Source organism: Shimia sp. R9_1 (genome assembly GCF_017743775.1).
In the GTDB taxonomy this organism is placed as follows: domain Bacteria; phylum Pseudomonadota; class Alphaproteobacteria; order Rhodobacterales; family Rhodobacteraceae; genus Shimia.
On record NZ_JAGHRN010000003.1, the window covers coordinates 115823 to 141476 of the forward strand.

Annotated in this window: 20 protein-coding genes; 8 read left to right on the top strand and 12 right to left on the bottom strand. The window is 59.9% G+C overall.

The window, feature by feature from the left end; genetic code table 11:
* Positions 1-4 precede the first annotated feature (4 nt).
* The 4 genes from J7399_RS11585 to J7399_RS11600 form a co-directional block, all read right to left on the bottom strand.
* Positions 5-520, bottom strand: a complete 516-nt coding sequence (locus tag J7399_RS11585) for a polymer-forming cytoskeletal protein (RefSeq protein WP_209062286.1) — start codon at positions 518-520, stop codon at positions 5-7.
* A complete protein-coding gene (locus J7399_RS11590) occupies positions 510-1823 on the bottom strand; it encodes a M23 family metallopeptidase (protein ID WP_209086330.1) in 1314 nt (437 codons plus the stop codon). Before J7399_RS11590 ends, J7399_RS11585 begins: the two co-directional genes overlap by 11 nt.
* 249 nt (positions 1824-2072) lie before the next feature.
* Positions 2073-2903: a ferritin-like domain-containing protein gene (locus tag J7399_RS11595; RefSeq protein ID WP_209086332.1), complete on the bottom strand. Its 831-nt coding sequence runs from the start codon at positions 2901-2903 to the stop codon at positions 2073-2075.
* Positions 2903-3364 carry a peroxiredoxin gene (locus J7399_RS11600; RefSeq protein WP_209062292.1) on the bottom strand — a complete coding sequence of 154 codons (462 nt, stop codon included), beginning with the start codon at positions 3362-3364 and terminating at the stop codon, positions 2903-2905. The genes J7399_RS11595 and J7399_RS11600 overlap by 1 nt, the downstream gene beginning before the upstream one ends.
* A gap of 167 nt (positions 3365-3531) precedes the next feature.
* On the opposite strand from J7399_RS11600, the gene J7399_RS21195 reads away from it, so the two are divergent.
* The 4 genes from J7399_RS21195 (at position 3532) to J7399_RS11620 (ending at position 10351) form a co-directional block, all read left to right on the top strand.
* Positions 3532-7014: an AsmA-like C-terminal region-containing protein gene (locus tag J7399_RS21195; protein WP_209086334.1), complete on the top strand. Its 3483-nt coding sequence runs from the start codon at positions 3532-3534 to the stop codon at positions 7012-7014.
* A 44-nt stretch (positions 7015-7058) separates the two neighbouring features.
* Complete coding sequence (gene queA / locus J7399_RS11610) at positions 7059-8105, top strand: tRNA preQ1(34) S-adenosylmethionine ribosyltransferase-isomerase QueA (RefSeq protein ID WP_209086336.1); 1047 nt, start codon at positions 7059-7061, stop codon at positions 8103-8105.
* A gap of 254 nt (positions 8106-8359) precedes the next feature.
* The gene (locus tag J7399_RS11615) at positions 8360-9625 is read left to right on the top strand and encodes an MFS transporter (RefSeq protein ID WP_209062298.1); all 1266 of its coding nucleotides are present in this window, start codon (positions 8360-8362) and stop codon (positions 9623-9625) included.
* A 150-nt stretch (positions 9626-9775) separates the two neighbouring features.
* Entirely contained in the window at positions 9776-10351 is a 576-nt protein-coding gene (locus J7399_RS11620; protein ID WP_209062299.1) for a DUF924 family protein, read from the top strand.
* Between the two features lie 13 nt (positions 10352-10364).
* On the opposite strand, the gene J7399_RS11625 is transcribed toward J7399_RS11620, so the two are convergent.
* Positions 10365-10820 carry a hypothetical protein gene (locus J7399_RS11625; protein ID WP_209086338.1) on the bottom strand — a complete coding sequence of 152 codons (456 nt, stop codon included), beginning with the start codon at positions 10818-10820 and terminating at the stop codon, positions 10365-10367.
* Between the two features lie 193 nt (positions 10821-11013).
* Between J7399_RS11625 and lpdA the strand changes: the two genes are divergently transcribed.
* The 3 genes from lpdA to uvrA all read left to right on the top strand — a co-directional run bounded on the left by lpdA (position 11014) and on the right by uvrA (position 16653).
* Positions 11014-12408, top strand: coding sequence for a dihydrolipoyl dehydrogenase (gene lpdA, locus J7399_RS11630; RefSeq protein WP_209086340.1), 1395 nt, complete (start codon positions 11014-11016; stop codon positions 12406-12408).
* 64 nt (positions 12409-12472) lie between these two features.
* Positions 12473-13645, top strand: coding sequence for an MFS transporter (locus J7399_RS11635; protein ID WP_348539459.1), 1173 nt, complete (start codon positions 12473-12475; stop codon positions 13643-13645).
* A gap of 146 nt (positions 13646-13791) precedes the next feature.
* Positions 13792-16653, top strand: a complete 2862-nt coding sequence (gene uvrA / locus J7399_RS11640) for an excinuclease ABC subunit UvrA (RefSeq protein WP_209086346.1) — start codon at positions 13792-13794, stop codon at positions 16651-16653.
* Positions 16654-16801: 148 nt separating this feature from the next.
* Here uvrA and J7399_RS11645 read toward each other — a convergent pair whose 3' ends face one another.
* On the bottom strand, positions 16802-17248 hold the full coding sequence (locus tag J7399_RS11645) for an excinuclease ABC subunit A (RefSeq protein WP_209086349.1): 447 nt from the start codon (positions 17246-17248) through the stop codon (positions 16802-16804).
* Positions 17249-17372: 124 nt separating this feature from the next.
* On the opposite strand from J7399_RS11645, the gene J7399_RS11650 reads away from it, so the two are divergent.
* Positions 17373-18146, top strand: coding sequence for a helix-turn-helix transcriptional regulator (locus J7399_RS11650; RefSeq protein WP_209086351.1), 774 nt, complete (start codon positions 17373-17375; stop codon positions 18144-18146).
* A gap of 17 nt (positions 18147-18163) precedes the next feature.
* On the opposite strand, the gene J7399_RS11655 is transcribed toward J7399_RS11650, so the two are convergent.
* From J7399_RS11655 to J7399_RS11680, 6 genes are all read right to left on the bottom strand, one after another.
* Complete coding sequence (locus tag J7399_RS11655; protein ID WP_209086354.1) at positions 18164-19741, bottom strand: Hint domain-containing protein; 1578 nt, start codon at positions 19739-19741, stop codon at positions 18164-18166.
* Between the two features lie 233 nt (positions 19742-19974).
* On the bottom strand, positions 19975-20847 hold the full coding sequence (mmsB, locus tag J7399_RS11660) for a 3-hydroxyisobutyrate dehydrogenase (protein ID WP_209086356.1): 873 nt from the start codon (positions 20845-20847) through the stop codon (positions 19975-19977).
* A 14-nt stretch (positions 20848-20861) separates the two neighbouring features.
* Positions 20862-21896 carry an enoyl-CoA hydratase/isomerase family protein gene (locus tag J7399_RS11665; RefSeq protein ID WP_209086358.1) on the bottom strand — a complete coding sequence of 345 codons (1035 nt, stop codon included), beginning with the start codon at positions 21894-21896 and terminating at the stop codon, positions 20862-20864.
* Entirely contained in the window at positions 21893-22210 is a 318-nt protein-coding gene (locus tag J7399_RS11670; RefSeq protein WP_209086360.1) for a hypothetical protein, read from the bottom strand. The genes J7399_RS11665 and J7399_RS11670 overlap by 4 nt, the downstream gene beginning before the upstream one ends.
* Positions 22211-22251: 41 nt before the next feature.
* Complete coding sequence (locus J7399_RS11675; RefSeq protein ID WP_209086362.1) at positions 22252-23391, bottom strand: acyl-CoA dehydrogenase family protein; 1140 nt, start codon at positions 23389-23391, stop codon at positions 22252-22254.
* A gap of 227 nt (positions 23392-23618) precedes the next feature.
* Entirely contained in the window at positions 23619-25565 is a 1947-nt protein-coding gene (locus J7399_RS11680) for a diguanylate cyclase (RefSeq protein ID WP_209086364.1), read from the bottom strand.
* Between the last annotated feature and the right edge of the window lie 89 nt (positions 25566-25654).

The window sequence follows — 25654 nt, forward strand, 5'->3', positions numbered from 1 at the left end:
ATCTTTACTTGGCGCCTTTGGCGACCGGTGCGGCAGCAGGGGCTGCGGCGGCGACCGGAGCGGCTTTGCCGCCGGTCAGCGGGTCTTCCTGACGCTGCACGGAGCCTTCAAAATGCGCGCCGCTTTCGATGGCGATGGTCTTGTGGATGATGTCGCCTTCCACACGGGCGGTGGAGGTGAGGCGAACTTTCAGACCGCGCACGCGGCCCACGATGCGGCCGTTGATCACCACGTCATCAGCAATCACTTCACCTTTGATGGTGGCGGTTTCGCCAACGGTCAGCAGGTGGGCGCGGATGTCGCCTTCAACGGTGCCTTCGACCTGAATGTCACCGGTGGTTTTCAGATTGCCGGAGATGTGCAGATCAGAGGACAGCACGGAGGCTGGCGGCTTTGCCTTTGGCGCGGATTTGAAATCGCTCGCTTTGGCAGGGGCCGCAGGAATAGCGGATTCGGCAGCGGGGGAGGCCGGAGTGTCAGATTTCGGTGCGGGGTCGTTGATTTTGCTTTTAGAAAACATCTCTTCCAGCCTTGATAAATGTCATCGGGTTCACTGCACGGCCATTGACGCGCACCTCATAGTGTAGATGCGTGCCGGTCGAGCGTCCAGAGTTGCCCATATCACCAATGCGGTCTCCGCGCGAGATTCTTTGACCAACTTTTACGCGGATTTTCGCCAGATGCGCATAACGTGTCTCAATTCCGTGCTCGTGCCTGATTTTTACCAAGCGGCCGTAGCCGGATTGCCAGCCCGCATGCACCACCACGCCATCAGCGGTGGAGTGGATCGGGGTGCCATAGCGGGCGGCGAAATCGGTGCCTTTGTGCATCCGGCCCCAGCGCATGCCAAAACCTGAGGTGTAGCGGAAGGCGGACTTCACAGGGTTGGCAAAAGGCACGGTTTCGGCGGCGATGCGGTACATATTGAGCTGATCAAGCTGTTCTAGCAGCCGGTTGGCGCGCAGGGTTTCTGCGGTCAGCTCGCCACCTTTGGAGGAAAAGCTGAGAGGCAGCAATGGGCCGCCCTGACCGCTATAGCCGCGGCGGACTTCATCCATCAGGCTTTTGGGGTCGAGCCCTGCGGCGGTGAACATCTTATTCAGCGGCTCGACAGAAACGGTCATGGCATCTTCGAGCTGGCGGAAGATCTGGTCGTTCTTCTCTTCCATCAGGAGCAGCTCGCGCTCCATTTCATCTGCCGCTTCAGAGGCGGCGCGGGCGTCGGCCACCAACTGGTCACGCTCGGCCGCGGTTTCGGTCAGCGCGGTGGCGAGCACATCCAGCATGTCGTTGCCCAATGGCGAGGTGCCAATGAGCGCGGTCTGGGTTTCGGCTTCGGCCTGATCGCGGGCCACCACTTCGTCGCGCGCGGCCTCCCGTTCCTGCATGGTGCGGCGCAGGGTGGCCTGAATGACTTCGATGCCGGTTTCCAGCTCGCGGCGGCGGATTTCGGACTCAAGCAGCTGCGACTGCATCATGGAGACCTGCTCCAGCGCGGTGTTAAAACGCTCCTGTGCCGAGAGCGCCTCATCGGTGCGCGCGTCGCGTTCTGCGGAGAGATCATTGAGCCGCTGCTCATAGGTCATCTGATCGCGTTTGGCCTGCTCACGGAAATTGCCGGAGCCGATGCTGTCCATCAGCAGAATCGCGGTGGCGATGATGGTCCAGGCGACAATGGCAGAGGAGCCAAGAAAGGCGATCAGCTGGGTGCTGGGCCGCAGACGGATGAAGCGGGTGTCGTTGTCTGATCTGAGGAAAAGACGTCGTTCCGGAAAAAAGCGTTCAAGCACCGAATGCAATCGGATCGCGAGGCGTGTTCTCACGTTAGTACCCTTCGTATTGTCCCATCCCCGAACGCCTCACCCCCGAGACATTCATGTTCTGACATCTGTTAACCGATATCTTGCGGCAAAGTCTTAACGGCGCGATGGGGGCGCGGCAAGGATTTTGACCTTCTGATACAGGGCACGGCGCATATGCGCGTATTGATCGGCGAATTGTCGCCGAGATCGGAGGTGGCGCGTCCAAGCGTCGCGCCATTAACCATGTTTTCGAAGAGGTTAGCAGATTTGCTAGCGGGCGTAGGCCGGTGGTTCTTCGTCGGCGAGGGGCCAGTAGAAATCCGGCGGCAGACCGGCGTCGGCGCGTTTTTCCTCGTTAAACGGCGGCTTGAGCGCGCCGTGGAAATAGCGCTGCACGAGGGCGTGAAACTGCTCTTTGGGGTCAAGCGCGTGGCGGCCGCAGAGGAAGTTGAACCATTTGGAGCCATAGGCCACATGGCCGACCTCTTCGGCATAGATGATGCGCAGGGCTTCCAGCGTTTGCTCGTCTTTGGCGTTCTCAAAGATCTTGATCATGCCCGGCGTCACATCCAGCCCGCGCGCCTCAAGCACCATGGGCACAACGGCGAGGCGGCCCAGAAGATCATCGGCGGTGTCTTCGGCGGCGCGCCACATGCCCGCGTGAGCGGGCAGCGCCCCATAGAAGCTGTCTTTGGCTTCAAGGCTGTCGCATACCAGGTTGAAATGATTGGATTCTTCGGCGGCAGATTTCACCCAGTCGTCATAAAAGCCAAGCGGCATTTCGGTGTCGGTGAAGCGCGCGATGATGTCCCAATGCAGGTCCACCGCGTTCAGCTCGATATGGGCGACGGCGTGCAGCATGGCAATGCGCCCCTGCGGATTGCCGGGGCGGCGGCGCGGAACGTTACGCGGATCCAGCAGCGCAGGTTCTGCCGGACGGGCGGGTTGCATCGGCGGCGTGGCCTTGCCAATGGGCAGAGGCGCACCGGCCTCACGGGAGGCAAACCAGGTGGCGGCATGTTGTTTGGAAAGGGCCGTTTTGGCACGGCCGTCGGCGGTGGTGAGCACCTCCACCGCCATTTCTGCAAGAGATTGCACCATCAGAGCGCCTTCACCGCCTCAAGCACCTCTTCGGCGTGACCGGGCACTTTGACCTTGGGCCATGTGCGCGAGATCTTGCCGGTGCTGTCAATCAGAACGGTGCTGCGGACAATGCCCATGAAGGTTTTGCCGTACATCTTTTTCTCGGCCCAGACGCCAAAATCCTCGCAAACAGAGCCGTTTTCATCGCTCAAAAGAGGCACGGTAAGCTCTTGTTTGGCAACAAACTTATCGTGACTTGCCATGCTGTCCTTGGAGATGCCAAATACTTTCACCCCAGCGGCTTCAAATTCTGCCAGCAGGCCGGAGAAAGCGACGGCTTCCTTGGTGCAGCCAGAGGTGTTGTCACGGGGGTAGAAAAACAGCACAACCGGCGCAGGGCGCAAGGCAGAGAGAGTGACCTCTGCACCGCCTGTGGACGGCAAGGTGAAATCGGGGGCCATCTCATTGACATCAATCATGGTCACACTCCTTGTTATGGGCCGCCAGGGGGCATGTCTGCCGGGGTTGGGTCAAACAGCGCCAGGCGTTATAGTTTGTTGATACAGGCTTCCGAATATCAGAACACACAGAGGCATCAACCCTGACAAAGATCAGTCTGGATACTTCCCCGGAAGGGGACGCGCCTGTGCAGGCCGATGAGGACGCAGACGCCGCTCACCACGATGAGACCGCTCTGGAGGCGGAGACATCGGAGGATGCGGCGCGCGGACAGGATGCGGATGCGCCGCAAGTGGCTGTGTCTGATGCTGTGCCTGATACTGTGCCGGAAGAGGGCGCGCTGCGTGATCCGGAGACCTCAGCTGCCTCGGTGGAAGCCGATGAGGATGAAGATGAGGGTGAGCCAAAGGGCCGTGTGCGCCGGTTTGGCATTCTCGCGCTTTTGAGCCTTACGGTGCCTGCCCTTTTGATCGCGGCGGCGGCGGTGGTCCTTCTAAGCAGCGGGCCGATCATTGCGCCGGAATGGCTGCGCAGCAAGATTGAGACCGAGTTGAGCCGCCAGCTGGCCTCGATTGACGTGCGGATCGAGGATGTGGCGCTGGAGTTTGAGCAGGACTGGGATCCGAGTATCTTGATGCGCGGGGTGCAGGTTCTGCCGGAAACCGGCGGCGGCGCGGTGAATGTGGAGCGGATCAATGTGCGCCTTGCCTTTGCGCCGCTGATGGACCGGCAGGTCTCGTTCCGCGATGTGCGTGTGTCGGGCGTGACCCTCACCGGTGTGCGGCAGATGGATGGCCGCCTGCGGATTGTCTTGGGGCAGGTGGCTGGGCAGGGCGCGTTGCAGACCGATACAGATGTGTTCACCTTCGGAGAGCAGATAGAAGAGTTTCTGGAATTGCCGACGCTGGCGCATCTGGATGCCTTTGTGATCGAGGATGTCACCTTGCGGCTTGAGGATCTGCGCGCGCGCAAGGCGTGGACCGTGGATGGCGGGCATGTCACCCTGCGGCGTGAGGGCGAGACGGTCGAACTGTCATCGCAAATGACAGTGCTGGGCGGGCGCAGCTACGCCAGCACAATCGAGGCCTCACTGACCACGCGCTATGGCACGTTGGCCACGGATTTCGGGCTGAATTTTCAGGATATTCCAAGCGAGGATTTTGCCTCTCAGGCGGCGGCGCTGCGCTGGTTGCAGATTCTGCGGGCGCCGATTTCGGGCGCGCTGAGAGCGAGCCTTGATGAGCAAGGCAACCTTGGAGACGTCAACGCCACGCTGCAGCTCGACGAAGGGGTCCTGCAGCCCGGTGGTGAGGTGCGGCCGGTGCCGTTTGAGAGCATGCGCAGCTATCTGACCTATGAGCCTGCGCGCAGTGCAATCCGCTTTGACGAGCTGTCGCTGGCCAGCGATCTGGTGCGGGTGTCTGCCTTTGGGGAGGCGTTTTTGCGCGGCCCGGAAGGCAGCGTGCCGGATGAGTTTCTGGTGCAGCTGACGCTAAATGAGTTCCGCGCCAACCCGCGCAATCTGGACGATGACCCGATCGCGCTGGAGCGCAGTTTTGCGGATTTCCGTTTGAAGCTCGATCCGTTTGAGCTCGATCTGGGGCAGCTGGTTGTGCGTCAGTCGGGCAATCAGGTGGTGCTGGATGGGCGACTGGGCGTGGATGGGCCGCACTGGGATTATGCGCTGAATGGCAAGATGGATGAGGTGCAGGCCACCAATGTACTATCGGTCTGGCCCAAGAGTCTGGAGCCAAAGCCGCGCAAATGGGTGGCAGAGAACATCCGGCAGGCGCGGATCAAAAATGTGGATCTGGCGGTGCGGTCTCGCGGGGCGGAGCCACCCGATCTTTACGTCGGCTTCCAGTTTGAGGACGCGGTGGTGCGGGCGGTGAAAACCATGCCGCCGATTGAGGGCGGTGTGGGCTTTGGTATTGTCAAAGACAACAAGTTTCAGGTCGCCGTGGAAGAAGGCTATGTGGAAGCGGATCAGGGTGGCCGGATTGATGTGACCGGATCAAGCTTCACGGTGCTCGATATGCGGCTGAAACCCTCTCCGGGGCGGGCGGATGTGAAGGCCGAGGGGCCGATCACCGCGGTGCTTTCGCTTCTGGATCGCGAGCCGCTGAAGCTCTTTACCAAGGCCAAACTGCCGGTGGATTTTGCCCCCGGTCGTGCGGTGCTGGCCGGGCATGTGGAGATGCTGCTCAAGGATAAGCTGCCGGTTGAGGAAGTGCATTACGACATTTCCGGCGATTTGCTGGATGTGACCAGCACGCATTTCATTCCCGACAAGGAGATGAAGGGCAATTTCACGGTGCATGCGACACCGGAGCGGGTGGATGTGCAGGGAACCGGCACTCTGGCAGAGATCCCTGTCACCGCGCATTGGCATATGTTTGGCGGCAAGGAGAACGAAGGGCGCAGCTGGCTGACGGGGACGGCGGAGCTGAGCGAAGCGGCTCTGGAGGCATTTGAGGTTGGGCTGCCCAAGGGCACGGTGTCACAGGTCGGCACGCTGAATTATGACATGGAGATCATCCGCGATGTGCCGCCCAAGCTGACGTTGACCTCTGATCTGGTGGGCGTGCGCATGTCCGTGCCACCCATCGGCTGGCGCAAAGCGGCCAAGACGCCCGGCAGCCTGGCCATCGAGATGACAGTAAAGGAGCCGCCCACCATCGACAGCGTGCGCTTTGAAGCGCCGGGGCTGGCGGCGGAAGGCGATATCACCATTGCCCCAAGCGGCGGGCTGGGCGTGGCCACATTGGACAAGCTGACTGTTGGGCGCTGGCTGAGTGGCACGGGGCGGCTGCGCGGCCGCGGCACAGCGCCCCCTGCGCTTGAGCTGACCAGTGGTCGACTGGACATGCGCAATATGCACGACACCGGCGGGAGCGGTGCAGGTGGCGCGGCAGGGGCTGCCAATGCCAGCGGGCCGATCACCGCGCAGCTTGATGAGGTGGTGGTGACCGATGGCATCCGGCTTGCGCCGATGTCGGCTGAGCTGAGCACGCAGGGCGGGTTGTCCGGGCGGTTTTCCGGCAATTTCAACGGCGGACCTGCGGTGAGCGGGCTGCTGGCGCCCCACGCCAACGGCACGCAGGTGCAGGTAAAATCCAGTCAGGGCGGGCAGATAGCAGCCTCCATGGGAGTGATCAAAGCCGCCAAGAACGGCGACATGACCCTGGATTTGATCCCGCGCGGGGCCAAGGGCGAATATGATGGCCGGCTGAGCATCAAATCGGTGCGGGTGCAGCAGGTGCCTGCGATTGCGGCATTGCTGAATGCGATCAGCGTGGTGGGGCTGATTGATCAATTGAATGGGCCGGGGCTGTTTTTCTCAGATGTGTTTGCCAAATTCCGCATCACTCCTGCGCAGTTGATTGTGGGGGAAAGCAGTGCGGTTGGCCCCTCAATCGGTCTTTCGGCCAATGGCACCTACAGTTTTGCGCAGCAATGGTTTGATATGCAGGGCACGATTTCGCCGATTTACGCGGTGAATGTGGTGGGGCGGCCTTTTGCGCGGCGCGGGGAGGGGTTGATCGGGTTCAACTACCGGATGCGTGGTCCGGCCTCCGATACATCCATCTCGGTCAATCCACTCTCGGCCTTGACGCCGGGCTTCTTTAGAGAGATTTTCCGCCGTCCGCCTCCGGACCTGAGCAACTGACTCGCCAGCCCCTCCAACTGACACAGCATACGGCGCAAACTCTGATGCAGCTTTCTGATTTTGACTTCGACCTCCCGGAGGCTTTGATTGCCACACGCCCTGCGGAACCGCGCAGTTCGGCGCGGCTGTTGGTGGCCAAGGGTGATGAGATCATCGACGGGGTGGTGACTGACCTGCTGGACTGGCTGCAGCCCGGTGACCGGCTGGTGCTTAATGACACCAAGGTCATTCCGGCGCGCCTGTCAGGTTATCGTGTGCGCAGCGGGCCAGAGGGGGAGACCCAGGCGCGCATGGAGGTGACGCTTCTGGAGCCGCGCGCCGGTGGCGCTTGGGCGGCGCTGATCAAGCCGCTGAAGAAGATCCGCGAGGGCGAAGAGATCATCTTTGCCGCCGGTCTGAAGGGGCGGTTGCTGTCCAAGGAAGACGGGCAGGGCGTGGTGCAATTTGATCTGCAGGGCGATGATTTTGACGCCGCTTTGGAAACGGCGGGCAATATGCCGTTGCCCCCCTATATCGCCGCCAAACGCGCGGCGGATGACAAAGACAAGACAGACTATCAGACCGTTTGGGCAAAACACTCCGGTGCGGTGGCCGCGCCGACGGCCTCGCTGCATTTTGACGAGGCGCTTTTGGCGGTGCTGAAGGCGCGCGGTGTGCGCTTCACCCATGTGACCTTGCATGTGGGGGCGGGGACGTTTTTGCCGGTGAAGGTCGACAACGTCAAAGAGCATAAGATGCACGCAGAATGGGGCCGTGTGACCGAGGCGGCGGCGGCGGAGATTACTGCCACCAAAGCCGCTGGCGGGCGGGTGATCCCGGTGGGCACCACCGCGCTACGTCTGATTGAGAGTGCGGCGGCGGGCGGAGAGATTGCACCATGGGAAGGCAACACGGATATTTTCATCTATCCGGGGTTTGAGTTTCATGTGGCGGATGCGTTGATGACCAATTTCCACCTGCCGAAATCGACCTTGATGATGCTGGTCAGTGCGCTGCTGGGCCAAGACCGGATCCGCAATGTCTATGACCATGCGGTGAAAGAGGGCTATCGGTTCTTCTCTTACGGGGATGCGTCGCTGTTGATCCCCTAAAGAGGGGCGGCGCAGCGCTGATGGTGTAGGGGCCAGCCCCCACACGCAGGTTTAAGTTGGGGCCAGCCCCCACGCCCCCGGGATATTTCGGGAATGAGAAAACGGCTCTGGTGGCAGGGCAGGCGCAGGCGATGATGGTGCTGCGCTGATAAATAATTCAGGCTGCGTGCAAAACGACATCTGTTTGTCGTGATTGACAGCGATAGGGTGCACGCGGCATTTGCAAATGGATGCAAAGGTGAGAAGGTCTCAGAATGGTTGAGTTTTTTAAAGGCGCCTGGGCGTTGCTTCTGGGGATGTTGCTCTTGATGGTGGGCAACGGCATGCACGGCACGCTGCTGGGTATTCGCGGCGAGAGTGCGGGGTTCTCCACCTTTGAGATGTCGATGGTGATGTCGGCCTATTTTGTCGGCTTTCTGGGCGGCAGCCGGATGACCCCGGAGATGATCCGGCGGGTGGGGCATGTGCGGGTCTTTGCGGCGCTTGGCTCGATGATCTCGGCGGTATTGATTCTGTTCCCGACGCTGGAGCATCCGATTGCCTGGATTTTGGGTCGTGTGATCATGGGGTTCTGTTTCTCCGGCGTGTATGTGACCGCGGAAAGCTGGCTCAACAACGCCGCGAGCAATGAGACGCGGGGCAAGGCGCTGTCGCTTTATATGATGGTGCAGATGGTTGGGATTGTGACTGCGCAGGGGCTGATGACCGTGCCGGATGCCACAGGCTTTTTGCTGTTTGTGATCCCCTCGGTGCTGGTTTCGATTTCCTTTGCGCCGATTTTGCTGTCGATTTCGCCGACACCGGCGTTTGAGACCACCAAGCCGATGAGCCTGAAAGAGCTGTTTCACAACTCCCCGCTTGGGGTGGTGGGCATGTTCCTGCTGGGCGGGGTGTTCTCTGCGCAGTTTGGCATGTCGGCGGTATTTGCGACCCGTGCCGGGCTGACCCTGACGGAGCTCAGTGTGTTTATTGCGGCCTTTTATGTGGGGGCGACGATCTTCCAATATCCGCTGGGCTGGCTGAGTGACCGGATGGACCGCCGCCGCCTGATTATGATTGTCTCTGTGATTGGCGCAGCCGGGGGCGCGATCGGTTTTGTGGCGGGTGACAATTACTATCTGCTGTTGATCGCGGCGCTGGTGATTGGCGGGTTTTCCAACCCGCTCTATTCCATGCTGATCGCCCACGCCAATGACTTCCTTGACTATGAGGACATGGCAGCGGCCTCCGGTGGCTTGGTGTTTGTGAATGGGGTTGGTGCGATTGCCGGTCCGATGATCACCGGTACGGCGATGGATCTGGTGGGGCCAAGCGGCTTCTTCATCTATCTGGTGTTCCTGCTTGCCGCCCTTGCGGTTTACGCGCTTTATCGCACCACGCGCCGTCCGGCGGCGGCTGTGGAAGACACCGCCAGCTTCACGGCAGTGATGCCGCATGCCTCGCCGCTGGTTGTTGAGGTGGCACAGGAAGTGGCCATTGAGACCGCTATGGAAGAAGAGCAGGAGGCGGCTGCCGGATAAGGCGAGCGTGGCATTGGGGCACCTGTGTTGCCCCAATCGCGCCCTGTGTCGCACCGTTGCAATTTGTGACTGTTCAGCCCTCAAAGTTTGTGTGTAACGTTTTTATTACGAAGCTCCTTGGGGGGGAGCAATTTGAGAAGGAGTGGGGGCATGGTTCGTCCCGAAGAAGTTCTTTCGTTCTGGCTTGATGAGGTTGGTCCGAAGGGGTGGTATGAGGTCTCTGATGTGTTGGATGAGACCATTCGTAATAGGTTCATGAGCACATGGGAAAAGGCGCGTGATGGCGGGTTAGGGCAATGGCTGACCTATGCCAGCGGTACCTTGGCCTATCTGATTGTCACAGATCAGTTCCCGCGCAATATGTTCCGGGGCAGCGGCACCGCTTTTGCCACGGACCGGAAGGCGCTCTGTGCGGCGAAATCGGCGCTGCACAAGAAGTGGGATCAGAGGATTGACGGCCCCGCGCGGCAGTTTTTCTTTCTGCCGCTGATGCACTCAGAAAACCTGTGTGATCAGGAACAGTGTGTGCGGATGTTTGTGGACCGTATGAAAGACTGCGAGAGCAACCTTTTGCATGCACAGGCCCATCGCGAAGTGATCCGCCAGTTTGGCCGGTTCCCTTATCGCAACGCGGCGCTGGCGCGGCCCTCAACAGAGCTGGAAACCGCTTATGTTGAAAAAGGCGGCTATGGCCACACCGTGCGGCTTTTGCAGGCCGCACAGTAAGCCACAGCAGGCCTTATGAGCCTTCGTTGATCGGCGCGTCGTCGGTTTGCGGCAGGTGGCAGGCGGCAAGCTTGCCCAAGCCCGCGCTTGCCCGCGCCGACAGCTGTTCGACACCTGCGCTCATCAGGCGGTCTGGCGTGTCCGCCAGCGTGCGTAGGTTGCTGTTGATATCCTCCAACTGGGATTGCAGCGCGTTGGCGCGGGCCTGAAGGGCGGCGGAACCCGGCAGGTTTTGCACGGCCCCTTGCTCAGACAGGGCGGCGAGATCGCTGCGCAATCCGCTGACCTCTGCTTGCAGGTTTGCGACACGCTCCTGCATCGGTTTCACAATCTGCAGATTTTGCGCGAAGCTTTCGACCACACGTTCGGCGGTGCCTGACAGCTGCCAGAGCAGAAACAGGCACAGCGCCACAAGAATGAGGGTTGCGTTGAGCAGGGCAAGCAGCAGGTCTTTTATGGTTTTTTTCATGGGAGCGCTCCGGAGATTACGGGGGATTACGGGGAATTGCGGGACTATCTTTTGCGCGCAATGTGCGCCGAAAGCGACGCGATCTCTAGCGGAAATTTGCCCGTCATGCGCGCGGGCGGCTTTGTTGAAGCGGGGTGAGAATCCCAGTAGGCTCCGATCTTGAAGCAAGACTTGGCAGGCGAGGAGCAGCACCATGGCAGAGAAGACCTTTGATATGATCGTCATTGGTGCGGGGCCGGGCGGCTATGTTGCCGCGATCCGGGGCGCGCAGCTGGGGCTGAAAGTCGCCATTGTCGAGCGCGAACACATGGGCGGGATCTGCCTGAACTGGGGCTGTATTCCGACCAAGGCGATGCTGCGCTCAGCAGAAGTGTTTCACCTGATGGAGCGGGCCGCGGATTTTGGCCTGAAGGCCGAGGGCATCGGCTATGACATCGACGCGGTGGTCAAGCGCTCGCGCGGGGTGGCCAAACAACTGAGCAGCGGCGTGGCCTTCCTGATGAAGAAGAACAAGGTTGAGGTCTTTATGGGGGAGGCGACGCTGCCCGCCAAAGGCAAAGTCTCCGTGAAAACCGACAAGGGTGTTGAGGCGCTGAGTGCGAAGAACATCGTGCTGGCCACCGGCGCGCGGGCGCGGGAATTGTCGGGGCTTGAAGGGGATGGCAAGCGGGTCTGGACCTACAAGGACGCGCTGGTGCCGCCGCATATGCCCAAGAAACTGCTGGTGATTGGCTCTGGGGCGATTGGCATCGAGTTTGCGAGTTTTTACAACACGCTGGGCGCGGAGACCACGGTTGTCGAAGTCATGGATCGCGTTTTGCCAGTTGAAGATGCAGAGATAAGTGCCTTTGCCAAAAAGCAATTTGTCAAACAGGGCATGAAGATCCTTGAGAAATCCATGGTCAAGAAGCTGGACCGCGCGAAGGACAAGGTGACCGCGCATATCGAGACCGGTGGCAAACTCACGACGCAGGACTTTGACACGGTGATCTCTGCTGTGGGGATTGTCGGCAATGTGGAGAACCTCGGGCTGGAAGCGCTGGGGGTGAAGATTGACCGGACCCATGTGGTGACCGATCAATATTGCGCCACCGGTGTTGAGGGGCTTTATGCGATTGGCGATATCGCGGGGGCGCCGTGGCTGGCGCACAAGGCGAGCCATGAGGGCGTGATGGTGGCGGAGCTGATTGCAGGCGGCAAACCGCATCCGGTGAAACCTGAAAGCATTGCGGGCTGTACCTATTGCCATCCGCAGGTGGCGAGCGTGGGCTATACCGAGGCCAAGGCCAAAGAGCTTGGCTATGACGTGAAGGTCGGGCGTTTCCCCTTCATCGGCAACGGCAAGGCGATTGCGTTGGGCGAGCCTGAGGGCATGGTGAAGACGGTGTTTGACGCCAAGACCGGCGAGCTTCTGGGGGCCCATATGGTGGGCGCGGAAGTGACCGAGCTCATACAGGGTTATGTTGTCGGACGGCAGCTGGAGACCACGGAGGCGGAGCTGATGGAGACCGTCTTCCCGCATCCGACGCTGAGTGAGATGATGCATGAAAGCGTGCTGGATGCCTATGATCGTGTGATCCACATCTGATTGAAAGAAAAGAGAATTTGAGATGCGCCTCCGCTCTGGCGGAGGTGTTCAAAGGAGTGTTTGGGTGGCCGGAACACAATGGTATTGGCCGGTTGTGGTGATCTGGCTCGCGGGCATTGGCGCGGCGGGGCAGTTTGCCAAGATCAGTGTGACCTTTGATCAGATTGGTTTGCTCTATCCCGAAGCGGGGGCCAGTTTGGGCTTTGCGCTGTCGATCCTTGGAACGGCGGGGATTTTGTTGGGGGTGGTCTCTGGCGTTTTGGCAAGCCGCATCGGCATTCGTCGGACGTTGATTGGCGGTTTGGTGTTGAGCGCGGTGGTGTCTTTGGTGCAGGCCTTGGGATTGTCGTTTGATGCCTTCCTTGTGAGCCGTGTGATCGAAGGGTTGGCGCATCTGGCGATTGTGGTGGCGGCACCGACGTTGATTGCGCGGGTTGCGCCGGAGGAAAAGCGCGCCTTTTCGCTGACGCTGTGGGGCACGTTTTTTGGCGTGGCCTTTGCGCTGTTTGCCTGGGTCGGACGGCCCTTGGTGGCAAGCTATGGCGTGCAGGCGATGTTTCTGGTCCATGCGATCTGGATGGCGGGGAGCGTGGTAGCGGTGAGCCTGCTCAAGCTGCCGGAGGATGCGCCGGGTGCGCCGGGCGGATTGAGCCTTCGCGGGCTGTTGAGGCGACATTGGGAGATTTACCGCTCGCCGTTTTTGAATGCCGCTGCGGTGGGCTGGCTGTTTTACACCTTCTGTTTTGTGAGTCTGCTGACCCTGATCCCGCCCTTTATTGCGCCGGAGTGGCGGACCTTCACCGTGGGGGCGATGCCGTTTATGAGCATGGTGATCTCGATGACGCTGGGCGTGTGGTTGCTGCGCTATCTGTCTGTGTTGCAGGTGATTGTCTGTGGTTTTCTGGCCTCTGCGGGCGCGGCGGCCATATTGCTGATCCTGCCGGGCGCGCCTTTGGTGTGTTTGATCTTTGCCGGGGCGCTTGGCCTGATCCAAGGGGCGAGTTTTGCGCTGGTGCCTGTGCTAAACGAGACTGCCGCTGACCGGGCGGATGCCAATGGGGTGTTTGCGCAGGCGGGCAATCTGGGCAACACGATTGGCACGCCGATCCTTCTGGGTGTTCTGGCAGTTTCGGGTTATGGCGGGATGATTGCGGTGATCCTTGCGGCGCTTTTGGCGGGGGCGTTTGCGCATCTGGGATTGGCGCGCGCCCGTGCGCGAAAAAGCGTCATCCGGTGAGGGGTTCAAAACGTAATCATCCCTGATTATGTGTGGGCCTTGCGAACGGGCTTGGCGAATGGTTTTGTTCTCTGTATGTTCGCGATAACTGAGGGGCAGTGAGTCCGTGGGGCCGCTGTCTGCTGCCGCAGCCGTTGGGGGTATTGATGGCCGAGCTGAAAAATATCGAGGTGCGCGGGGCGCGCGAGCACAATCTGAAATCCATCGACGTGGATATTCCGCGCGATCAGCTGGTGGTGATCACCGGCCTGTCGGGCTCCGGCAAATCCTCGCTGGCCTTTGACACGATCTATGCCGAAGGGCAGCGGCGCTATGTCGAGAGCCTGAGCGCCTATGCGCGCCAGTTCCTTGATATGATGGAAAAGCCGGATGTGGATCACATCAGCGGGCTGTCCCCGGCGATTTCGATTGAGCAGAAGACGACCTCCAAGAACCCGCGCTCGACCGTGGGCACGGTGACGGAGATTTATGACTATCTGCGTCTGCTGTTTGCCCGTGTTGGCACGCCGTATTCGCCGGCCACAGGGCTGCCAATTGAGGCGCAGCAGGTGCAGGATATGGTGGATCGCATCATGGGCCTTGAGGAAGGCACACGCGGCTATCTGCTGGCGCCGATTGTGCGCGACCGCAAAGGCGAATATCGCAAGGAATTCCTTGAGCTGCGCAAGCAGGGCTTTCAGCGGGTGAAAGTGGATGGGGAGTTCTATGAGCTCGACACGCCGCCGACGCTGGATAAGAAATTCCGCCATGACATTGACGTGGTGGTGGACCGTCTGGTCGTGCGCGAGGGCATGGAGACCCGCCTGGCGGACAGCCTGCGCACTGCGCTGGATCTGGCCGATGGCATTGCCGTGCTGGAGACCGCCCCCAAAGAGGGCGATCCGGAGCGGATCACCTTCAGTGAGAAATTTGCCTGTCCGGTCAGTGGGTTCACCATCCCAGAGATTGAGCCGCGGCTGTTTTCCTTCAACGCGCCCTTTGGGGCCTGCCCGGATTGCGACGGGTTGGGCAAGGAGCTGTTCTTTGATGAGCGTCTGGTGGTGCCGGATGTGACGCTGAAGGTCTATGACGGGGCGCTGGCGCCGTGGCGGAAGGGCAAATCGCCTTACTTCCTGCAGACCATTGAAAGCCTCGCCAAGCATTACGGCTTTGACAAGAACACCCCGTGGAAGGATCTGGACAAAAAGGTCCAGCAGGTCTTCCTGTATGGCTCTGGCGATGAAGAGATCGAATTCCGCTATGACGAAGGCGGGCGCGTTTATCAGGTGTCGCGGGTGTTTGAGGGGGTGATCCCCAATATGGAACGCCGCTATCGCGAGACCGACAGCAACTGGATCCGCGAAGAGTTTGAGAACTATCAGAACAACCGTCCTTGCGGGGCCTGCCGCGGCCACCGTCTGCGCGAAGAGGCGCTGGCGGTGCGGATTGCGGAGAAACATGTGGGCCATGTGGTGCAGCTGTCGATCCGCGAGGCGCTGGCCTGGATTGAGAGCGTGCCTGCGAGCCTGACGCCGCAGCGCCAAGAGATTGCCCGCGCCATTGTGAAAGAGATCCAGGAGCGGCTTGGGTTCCTGAATAACGTGGGATTGGAATATCTTACGCTGTCTCGTTCAAGTGGCACATTGTCCGGTGGGGAGAGTCAGCGGATCCGTCTGGCCAGCCAGATCGGCTCTGGCCTGACCGGGGTTTTGTATGTGCTGGATGAGCCCTCCATCGGCCTGCACCAGCGCGACAATGACCGGCTTTTGACCACGCTCAAAAACCTGCGCGATCAGGGCAACACCGTGATTGTGGTGGAGCATGATGAAGAGGCGGTGCGCGAGGCGGATTATGTCTTTGACATCGGCCCGGGGGCCGGGGTGCATGGTGGGCAGGTGGTCTCCAAAGGCACGCCTGCGGATATCGCCGCCGATCCAAAATCGCTGACCGGGCAGTATCTGTCTGGCGCGCGCGAAATCGCGGTGCCCACGGAGCGGCGTGAAGGCAACGGCAAGACCGTGAGCGTGGTGAAGGCCACGGGCAACAACCTCAAGAAGGTCACGGCGGACTTCCCGCTGGGTAAATTTGTCTGTGTGACCGGGGTGTCTGGGGGCGGCAAATCCACGCTGACCATTGAGACCCTGTTTAAAACCGCTTCCATGCGCCTCAATGGCGCGCGCCAGACCCCTGCGCCTTGTGAGACCATCAAGGGCCTGGAGCATTTGGACAAGGTGATCGACATCGACCAGCGGCCGATTGGGCGCACGCCACGGTCAAACCCGGCCACTTACACTGGGGCATTCACGCCGATCCGGGACTGGTTTGCCGGGCTGCCTGAGGCCAAGGCGCGTGGTTACAAGCCGGGGCGGTTCAGTTTCAACGTGAAAGGCGGGCGCTGTGAGGCTTGTCAGGGCGACGGGGTCATCAAGATCGAGATGCACTTCCTGCCGGACGTTTATGTGGAATGTGAGACCTGCAAAGGCGCGCGCTACAACCGTGAGACGCTGGAGATCAAATTCAAAGGCAAGAGCATTGCCGATGTGCTGGATATGACCGTGGAAGAGGCGCAGGAGTTCTTCAAAGCGGTGCCAAGCATTCGCGACAAGATGGACGCGCTGATGCGGGTGGGTCTTGGTTATATCAAGGTGGGCCAGCAGGCGACCACCCTGTCAGGCGGTGAGGCCCAGCGGGTGAAGCTCTCCAAAGAATTGGCGAAGCGTTCTACAGGCCGCACGCTCTATATTCTGGATGAGCCGACCACCGGTCTGCATTTCGAGGATGTGCGCAAGCTCTTGGAAGTGCTGCATGAACTGGTGGATCAGGGCAATACGGTTGTGGTGATTGAGCACAATCTGGATGTGGTGAAGACCGCAGATCACATCATTGATATTGGCCCGGAAGGCGGTGACGGCGGGGGCAAGATTGTTGCCAAAGGCACGCCGGAAAAGGTCGCCAAGGTCGCGGCCAGCCACACCGGGCGTTATCTGAAAGACATGCTGGCTCCGAAGAAGAAGGTGGCGGCGGAGTAACGCTGGCGCTGAGGGAGGTCTGCAAAGTAAGGTAAGGGGGCGTTGCCCCCTCGGCCTGCGGCCTTCACCCCCAGGATATTTGACGAATGAGAAGAGGGCGGCCCTTGAGGGGGGGGGCGCGCCGGTCTGAAGCCTGCCTATGTTTGGGTCATATGCGAGAGGCGGCTTTGGGTGTGTTTGCTGTGGCCGCCAGCCGGAGTGGCAGGATGAACATCAGCAGGAAACCGAGGTTCAGCACTGCGTTGAACCAGGCGCCTGCGGCGATGGAGCCGAGGCTGTCGACAACAAACCAGCTCCAAATCCCGTAGGCGATGATTTTGCCGCCGGTTTGTGGGTCTTTGACATAGACCCGCGTGGTGACCTGCCAAAGGGTCACGCCGAGGCCGACGAGCACGCCGCCGCCGATGGCTGCAAGAACCTGATCTGTTTTGTCTGAAAAACGCTGCTGGCCATCCAGCGGCAGGTGGACCAGATCGCTGAACCAGCTGAGCAGGCCGAAGGATTGAGTGAGCAGCGCGAGCAGGGCGCCAAGCCCCATGGCGATGGAGAGGCCGCAGCCGCATTTGAGAGAGGTGATGACGCGATCCTGTGTCATTTGAAGTGCTCCTTTGTCTGATGACCGGAGGCTGCGCGTCTTCTTGCGGCAAAACAATTACCTCTGAGGTAAGTGCGTGGGCGCAGATCTGCGCTATGGTGATGGGAGAGCAGGGAGGCACGCTGTGGGGCTGGAGTTTGGAGCAACGTTGAAGGAATGGCGTCAGGCGCGGCGGGTGAGCCAGCTGGATCTGGGGCTGTCTGCCGGGGTGAGTGCGCGGCATATCTCGTTTCTGGAAACCGGGCGGTCGCGTCCGAGCCGGGGCATGGTGCTGCGGCTTTGTGAGCAGTTGGATGTGCCGATTGCGCAGCGCAACCGCCTGCTGATGGCGGCGGGATTGAGCCCGGCTTATGCCAAGCGTGACCTGAGTGTGGAAGAGATGGCGCCGGTGCAGGCGGCGGTGGATTGGACATTGCAGCGGCATGCGCCTTATCCGGCCATGGCGCTTGACCGGCATTGGCGTCTGGTGGCGGTGAATTCTGTGGCGGAGCAGATTCTGGCGGGGCTTGGGGTGGCCTGTGGCGACAGTCTGATTGAGATGATGATTGGTTCAGATGTGTTGCGTCAGGCGCTTGTAAATTATGAGGAAATCCTTGGGCATATGGTGGCGCGATTGCGGGTGGAAAGCGCGCATTTTGGGCAGGACGATGTGCTTGAGGATGCGATCACGCGGATGTCGGCGCTGTTGACACAGGAAGCGCGGGCTATGGAGGGGATGAAGCCTGCGATTATTCCGGCGATTTATGAGTTGGGCGGGGTGAGAATGTCTTTTTTCTCGACCATAACGCAGTTTGGCTCGACCGAGGACATTGCGCTGTCGGAGTTGCGTATCGAGATGCTGTTTCCGGTGGATGAAGAGACCCGGCTGGCGCTGGAGGCCATGGGGCCAGGGAGATGATTGGTGCTGGAGGCGCGTCAGGCTGCCATAAGGGCGCGGGCCTCGTAGCTGCGCAGGCTCAGGCGGGCAGAAATGTCGCTGAGGGCGATGCCGCGGCGGTTCATCACCGCGCGCAGGGAGCGGTTGGCGATCGGGTCAAAGCTGCGCAGGGTTTGCATGCCGGGTTGAAAGCTCTCGCTCCACTGGCCTTCGGACAGAAGCAGCTCATGCTGGGACATGAGGATGTGGAAATAGGTGACCGGAGATGTGCTCTCGCAGATGGTGACATCGCGCCCGTCCACGAGGTCTTTGGCTTTGACCAGAACCTCATCACAACCAAACAGCAGCTCGGCGCGCGCGCCGTAGATCAGCACGCGGTGTTGAGGGGAGACCACCAGATCGCGGTCATTGTCCAGCACACCAGCCTTGATGCGGATCGGCAGGGACTCCAGGCGCGGCGGCATTTCGGATTTACCAATCCAGACAATGGGTTGCAGGCCAGAGTCTAATGTTTCCACCAGCATACCTGCGCGCAGGTCTTCGACCAGAACATCGCCCGCTGCGGTGCGAATAAGGGTGCCGGGGGTGAAACAGGGCGGGCGCTGTTCGATCTCCACAAGCGCGGTGTCGGTTTCGCCTGCGGAATCCTCAATGGTGTAGTTGAAATAGACGGTTTCATTGTCGGTGTCGGCATCCACGGTGAGGGTGCCATCGGGGTTGAGGGTCACTTCCTGGCCGGTGTCGAGGATCACGCTGTTGGGCAGGCCGGTGCTGGGATCCGCGCTGACCGGAATGCCGTTAATATGGGTGATGGTCAGGGTGGGGCCAGCGGTGGAGTTGTCGTTGTCGAGCACGTCGAGGGTTTTGCTGCCGCCGAATTTGATGGAGACTTCGTCGTCCTGCGCCACAATGGCGGTCTGCACCGAGCCGCCCGCGATCAGAAGGTTGGAATCGTAGTTGCTGTCGGTTGCGTCCGCGATGCCGATGACCAGTTCGTTCACCCCATCCTGCAGAGGAGCCACGAAGGTCAAAGTGACGGTGAAGCCGTCCATTTCGGTGTTGAACTGATCATTGCTGTTGTCGACGTAGATGTTTTCATTGGCGTCGTTGATGTTGCCGATGGAGGCTGAGCCGTCACCGACGGAGATCTGGGCTTCCACCCCGTTCACCCAGACTCCGATGGCGTCGTTGTAGCTTAGAAATTCGGGATATTCTTCGGAGGAGAGTACGAAGTCGATGGTGAGCAGTTCCCCGGCGGAGCCGTTGAAATCAATCACCATATAAGAGGCGTCAAAGGTGTTGGTGCCAGCGGCGGCGTTGAACAGCGCGTTGTTGTTTTCGCCGGTGGTGTTGGTGGAGGTGTTGCCCCGCACATTGGTGTTGGTGGTGCCGCTGTTGTTGGTGAAATCGCGGGCGTAGCCGGTGGAGAGGATGACCCCGCTGTCCGCCGGGGCGACGCCGGGGCTGGTGCTGTCGGCGCCGGTGTAGATGCCCGAGCTGAGCGTGTCTCCGAAATATTGTGACGAGACGATGCGGGAAGGGTCGCCGAAGATTTCGGCGGCCATGGCATCGGCGGTGGCCGATGTGTTGATGTTCAGTTCTGTTGCGATCGCCATCTGATGCCCCTCTCAGCGGTCTGCTCTTGTGCCGTGCGGTTTTTGTTTCCGTTTTGGCAACAACAGCTATGCGGTCAAAAAAGGCGCAAAAGGGGCAATGGTTGGGAAAGATTAACCAATTTTGTGGGCAGGCACGGGATTTGGTAACCAAGAAACGGCCTGAAAAATAAGAAAAGCCGCGCCCTGAGAGGGCGCGGCTGTTAACTCTGGCTGATCGCTATGCTGGCGCTATGTTAACCGCGTCCGCGTTTCTCAAAGCGTGGCAGCATGGCGGAGAAATCGGTGCCAAGGCCGCCTTCCTTCTCCACGAACTGTTCATAGAGTGCGGCGGCGGCTTGGCCCATAGGCGTGTCTGCATCCGCGCTTTCAGCGGCCTGTTGGGACAGGCGCAGATCTTTGAGCATGAGCTCGGAGGCGAAACCGGGCTGATAGTCGTTGTCAGCCGGGGATTGCGGGCCAACGCCGGGGGCAGGGCAGTAGGCGTTCATGGTCCAGCTGTAACCCGAGGATGTGGAGACCACGTCAAACATGGATTGGCGGTCAAGCCCGAGCTTGTCGGCCAGCGCAAAGGCTTCGCAGGTGGCAATCATGGTCACGCCCAGGATCATGTTGTTGCAGATCTTGGCGGCCTGACCAGCGCCCGCGTCGCCGCAATGCACAGCCTTTTGCCCCATGACGTCAAACAGAGGATCGGCCTTGGCGAAGGCCTCTTTGGAGCCGCCCGCCATAAAAGTCAGCGTGCCGCCTGCGGCGCCGCCAACACCGCCGGACACCGGCGCGTCTACGGGCAGGAGGCCAGCGGCAACGGCGTGGCCTGCGACCGCACGGGCGCTGTCCACATCCACTGTGGAGCAATCCACAAAGCCTGAACCGGGGGACATCACCGGAATGATTTCCGCCGCCACAGCGCGCAGGATCGCGCCATTGGGCAGCATGGTGATGACCATATCAGCACCGGCAGCGGCTTCGGCACCGGAAGGGGCCATGGTGACGCCTTCGATTGCCACATCGGCCATGTCAAAGCCTGTGACCTCGTGGCCCGCCTTGGCCAGATTGGCTGCCATGGGGCCGCCCATGTTGCCAAGTCCAATAAATCCGATCTTCATGGCGATTGCCTCCCTTATTCAAACGTCAGCTTATCCGCGCCAAGTGGCAGCACCATATTGGTAACGGCCATGGGCGGGAGCGCTTGCAATGTGTATTTCCATTGCGGATTGCGGTCTTTGTCGATGATTTGTGCGCGGATGCCTTCCAGAAAATCGCCGTGTTCCATGGCGCGGAAGGTGAAGCGGTACTCTTGATCCAGCGCGAAGCGGATTTCAGGCAGGCCGCGCACGCGGTGAATGATCTCGAGCGCCGCCCCCATGGCGATGGGAGAGTTGCGCGAGAGTTTTTTGAGAGCGTCTTTGGCAAAGTCGCTGTCACTGTCTTGCAGTGAGGTGAGAATGTCGCTGAGGCGTTCGCCGCCGAATTGGGCGTTGATCTGATCGCTCTGTTGTTTCAGGGGGCCGGAGGCCACGGGCTGTGCGGCGGCGTCGATCAGCTCCCAATCGCCGGTGTCTTGCAGCCGGGAGATGAGATCAGGCCAGCTGTCTTCGGGGATGTAGTAATCGGCAAAGCCTGTGTAGATCGCGTCTGCCGCGCCCAGACGGGCTGCGGTGAGGCCGAGGTATTCGCCCAGACGCCCCGGAGCCTGCGCCAGAATGAGCGAGCCGCCCACATCAGGGACAAGGCCGATGCCAACCTCAGGCATGGCAATCTGGCTGCTGTCGCCCACAATGCGGTGAGAGCCGTGGCAGCCGACGCCAACGCCGCCGCCCATGGTGAAACCCTGCATGAAGCTGGCCACAGGTTTGGGGAACTCAAACAGCTTGGCGTTCATGCGGTATTCATCGGCCCAGAAGTTCTGGCCAAAGGCAAAATCGCCCTTGGTGCCGGTGTCATAAAGTTCGGCAATGTCGCCGCCCGCGCAGAAGGCTTTGTCGCCCTCTGCATCAATCACAACCATCTTGACCGCATCATCCGCGCGCCAAGTGTCCAACGCGGCCTCAATCGCGCGGCACATGTCATAGGACATCGCATTGAGCGCCTTGGTGCGGGTGAAGGTGATGCGGCCGGTCTGGCCCGCCTTGCGGATGTGGATGTCAGAAGTCACTTTGATAGCTCTTGCTGGAGTTCTTGAATTCTTTGACCGATGCGGGTGCTTGAACTGCGTTTTCCAACCCAAAGTACCTTAAAGTCGAGAAAGAAATTCGCCGCGATCAATGCCGTTAGAAGAAACTGAAGAGCTGGATACCAGCCTGTTTCTCCAACCAACGCTTTCAATAGAACGATAGGAGTCGCCAAAATTAGCGCGATCAAAAGTGCAGAAAAGATGAGTTTGAGTTCACCAGCTTGACCTGAAACGGACACAGATTCCAAATGCTTCAGCTCACGCTCTGTTCGGTAGTTTTGATAGACGCTGATCACGGGGGTTAGCTCTTAGGTTTGAAAAAGTGGTTACCTGTCTTTTACGCTGCGATCATCTGGCGGGAAATGATCAGGCGCATGATTTCATTGGTGCCTTCCAGAATCTGGTGCACGCGCAGGTCGCGCACGATTTTCTCGATGCCGTAATCCGCGAGATAGCCGTAGCCGCCGTGCAGTTGCAAACAGCCGTTGGCCACTTCAAATGCAGCGTCGGTCACCATGAGCTTGGCCATGGCGCAGAATTTGGTGGCCTCGTGGTCGCCGTTGTCGAGCTTCCATGCGGCTTGACGCAGGAAGGTGCGGGCGGCCTGAAGCTTGGTTTCATACTCCGCGAGGCGGAACTGAAGCGCCTGAAATTGGTTGATGGATTTGCCGAAGGCTTTGCGCTCAGACATGTATTGCACGGTCATATCGAGGGCCTTCTGCGCGCCGCCAAGGGCTGAGGCAGAGATGTTGAGCCGGCCACCGTCCAGACCGTTCATGGCGTAGCTGAAGCCTTTGCCTTCCTCGCCGATCAGATTGTCGGCGGGGACCTTGCAATCGTCAAACTGCACCTGAGAGGTGGGTTGGGCGAGCCAGCCCATTTTCTTTTCCAATGCCCCAAATGACAGGCCTTCGCTGCCGTCCTCAACCACCACGGTGGAGATGCCTTTGGGGCCGTCCTCGCCGGTGCGCACCATGCAGACGTAAGCATCGGAATAGGAGCCGCCGGATATGAAGGCTTTGGTGCCGTTGAGCACATAGCCTTCGTTGCTGCGCTCCGCGCGGGTTTTGAGGGCGGAGGCGTCAGATCCTGAGCCGGGTTCGGTGAGGCAATAGGAGAAGACTTTGTTCATGGCGCAGAGGTCGGGCAGCCATTTCTGTTTGGTCTCTTCAGAGCCGAATTTGTCGATCATGCCACCACACATGTTGTGGATCGACAGGAAGGAGCCAACGGAGGGGCAGGACATGGCGAGGGCTTCAAAAACCAATGTGGCGTCAAGGCGGGAGAGGCCGGAGCCGCCGTAGGCCTCTGACACATAGATGCCGCCAAGACCCAGTTCGGCGATCTGGGGCCAGAGGGTCTTGGGGATGGTGCCTGCGGCTTCCCAGTCTTGGGCAAAAGGCGCGATGTGCTCTTCGCCAAAGCCTTTGGCCATATCAAAGATCAGGGTCTGTTCTTCGGTCAGTGCAAAATCCATGTCTCTTCCTCTGGTCACAACCCGGGCGTATTCTGCGCCGGATGCGGTGCTGATGCTGGAAGAGACCGAAGCCGCCAAAAGCTGCGCGCTTCGCGGCCTCCCCTCCGCGAATTGAACAGTTGTTAAATTAACACCGATCCCGATGCATTGCAAAGGGAGAAAGCGGCAAAATACCAAGGATTGCGCGGCGAAAACGCAGAGTGGTTTTGCAAAAATGTAGGGGCGCGTTAGCTGGCCTTGGTCCAGCTTTGGCTGTGCTGTTCGACGTGCGCTGCTTCAATGTCAGAGTTGGCCTCAGAGGAGGTCTGCCGGTAGTGCAGACGCGCTTTCTGGGCGGTGGTCAGTGCATCAAAGCCCGCGATCATGCCGGTGCCGCAGGTCTGGGCGTGGTCCAGTGCCAGCTGGGCCTGTTGGACCAACTGATGGCAGTGGCCCTCGGCATTTGGCTCGGCGGTGGCGTGGCCAAAGCTGGCCTGCAGGCGCAGGTGGACACCGGCGTCGAGGGTGACTTCGTGCAATTTGATGCGGTGGCGCACGCGCTCGGCAACCTCACGGGCTTTGCTGCCGTTGGCACAGGGCAGCAGGAACATGAAGGAGGCCTCTTGGTAGCGGCAGATCCGGTCGGTTTTGCGCAGCAGTGAATGGCTGAGCAGCTCGGCAACGCTGCGTAGGGTCATGTCGGCGGCTTCTTGGCCGTGGGTGGCTGCGATGGCCTGAAACGACTCGATTTCCAGAACCACAAGGGAAAGGCCATCTTCGCAGCAGTCTTTTTCTTGCCAGGCCAGCAGCAGCTCATCGTCAAAGGCGTGGCGGTCCAAGAGGCCGGTGAGTTGGTCGTGACGCGCGGAGGCCATGGCGTTTTGGTGCAGCTCTGTGAGGTTCTTGCGGGCCTGACGCAGGAATTCTGCGCGGTTGAGTTCGGTGATCACGCGGTGACCGACTTTCCAGCTGTAGACCGAGATGAAAATCACAAACGCCGGATTGGCGAGATAGACGCCGCCAAATTGGTTGCTGGTGTAGATGTCATGCAGGCCAGCAGTCATCGGCAAAAGCCAACCGACAGAGTAGAACCATGCGTCCGGCTGTTTGAGCTTGATGGCGCGGGCGCTGGTGGCCAGGATCAGCACAAAGGTTGCGAAGCAATAGAGATGCACCAGATAGATGGCTTCTGTGACCTGCGGCAGGGGGGCTGTGAAGATGAAGGCCGCGCCGAGCATGCCCACCATGCCGATCAGGATCGGGCCTTTCAGATTGCTGAAGCGACGCCACAACAGGGCCTGATGCATGGCGTAGGTGGTCCAGGCAATGAGCAGGATGTCTGCGATTTCCAGCCGTGTCAGGAAGCTGCGCAGGTTCATGCCAAGGATGATCTCCAGTGTGCCGGTCATGGTGAGCGCGCGCAAAAACAGTGCGAAGCCACCCAGCGCGAGGATCAGTGTGGCCGGATCTTTGCGATAGAGTAGGAACAGGAACAGGTTGAAGATGGAGACAAAGAGCGTGATGCCCATGACCATGCCGTCACTGAGGCGCAGCATCTGCAGGTAGTTCTGATACGCGCCGGATTGCGCGATATAGGGCGCGCGGAGAATGCCGCCGTAGCTTTGCAGCTCTTTGCGCACATGTACCATGAGGTAGCCGTCACTAAAGTCTTCGAGGCTGTAGGCACGCATGGTGTGGGCGGGCACGATGGGGCCGCTGAGGGTGCCATCTTCGCCAAGTTCGCGCCAGTTCGCGGGATCATTCGCCGGGATCCAATAGACCACATAGGCATCGGCCACGCGGGGCAACACAAGGATCAAATGGTTGTGGGGATCTTCCGGCAGGGAGATGCGGCTGAGATAGGTGGCGATGCCATGGGAGAAGGGGTTGGTGTTGGCTTCTGTGAGTGTGTCGCGCCAGTCAGATGGCACCGCGATGGCGTCCAGATTTTCTGCTATGAAAGCATCATGGGCCTCTTCCGGTGTCAGGTGTGCGCCAAATTCAAACCACCAGTCGCCGTTGAGCATCGCATAAGGCGTTTCGTGAAAGTCACGCTCTCTCAGATCAAAATGCACGCCGGAAACGGCGTTTTGAGCCTGCGCGGACTGGGGCAGGCTGAACATGAGAGCAGAGAGCAGAAACGCCTGAAAGAGGGCTGTGACTGTGGAGAGGTTTGGGAGTGTCGCGCGCGCCATAGGGACTCTTCGTGTGGTGACGAACTGGCGATCACTACTGAGGTGGCGGGTTTAACGCCACCTTAAAACGCAGGGGTATGGGCGCTCCA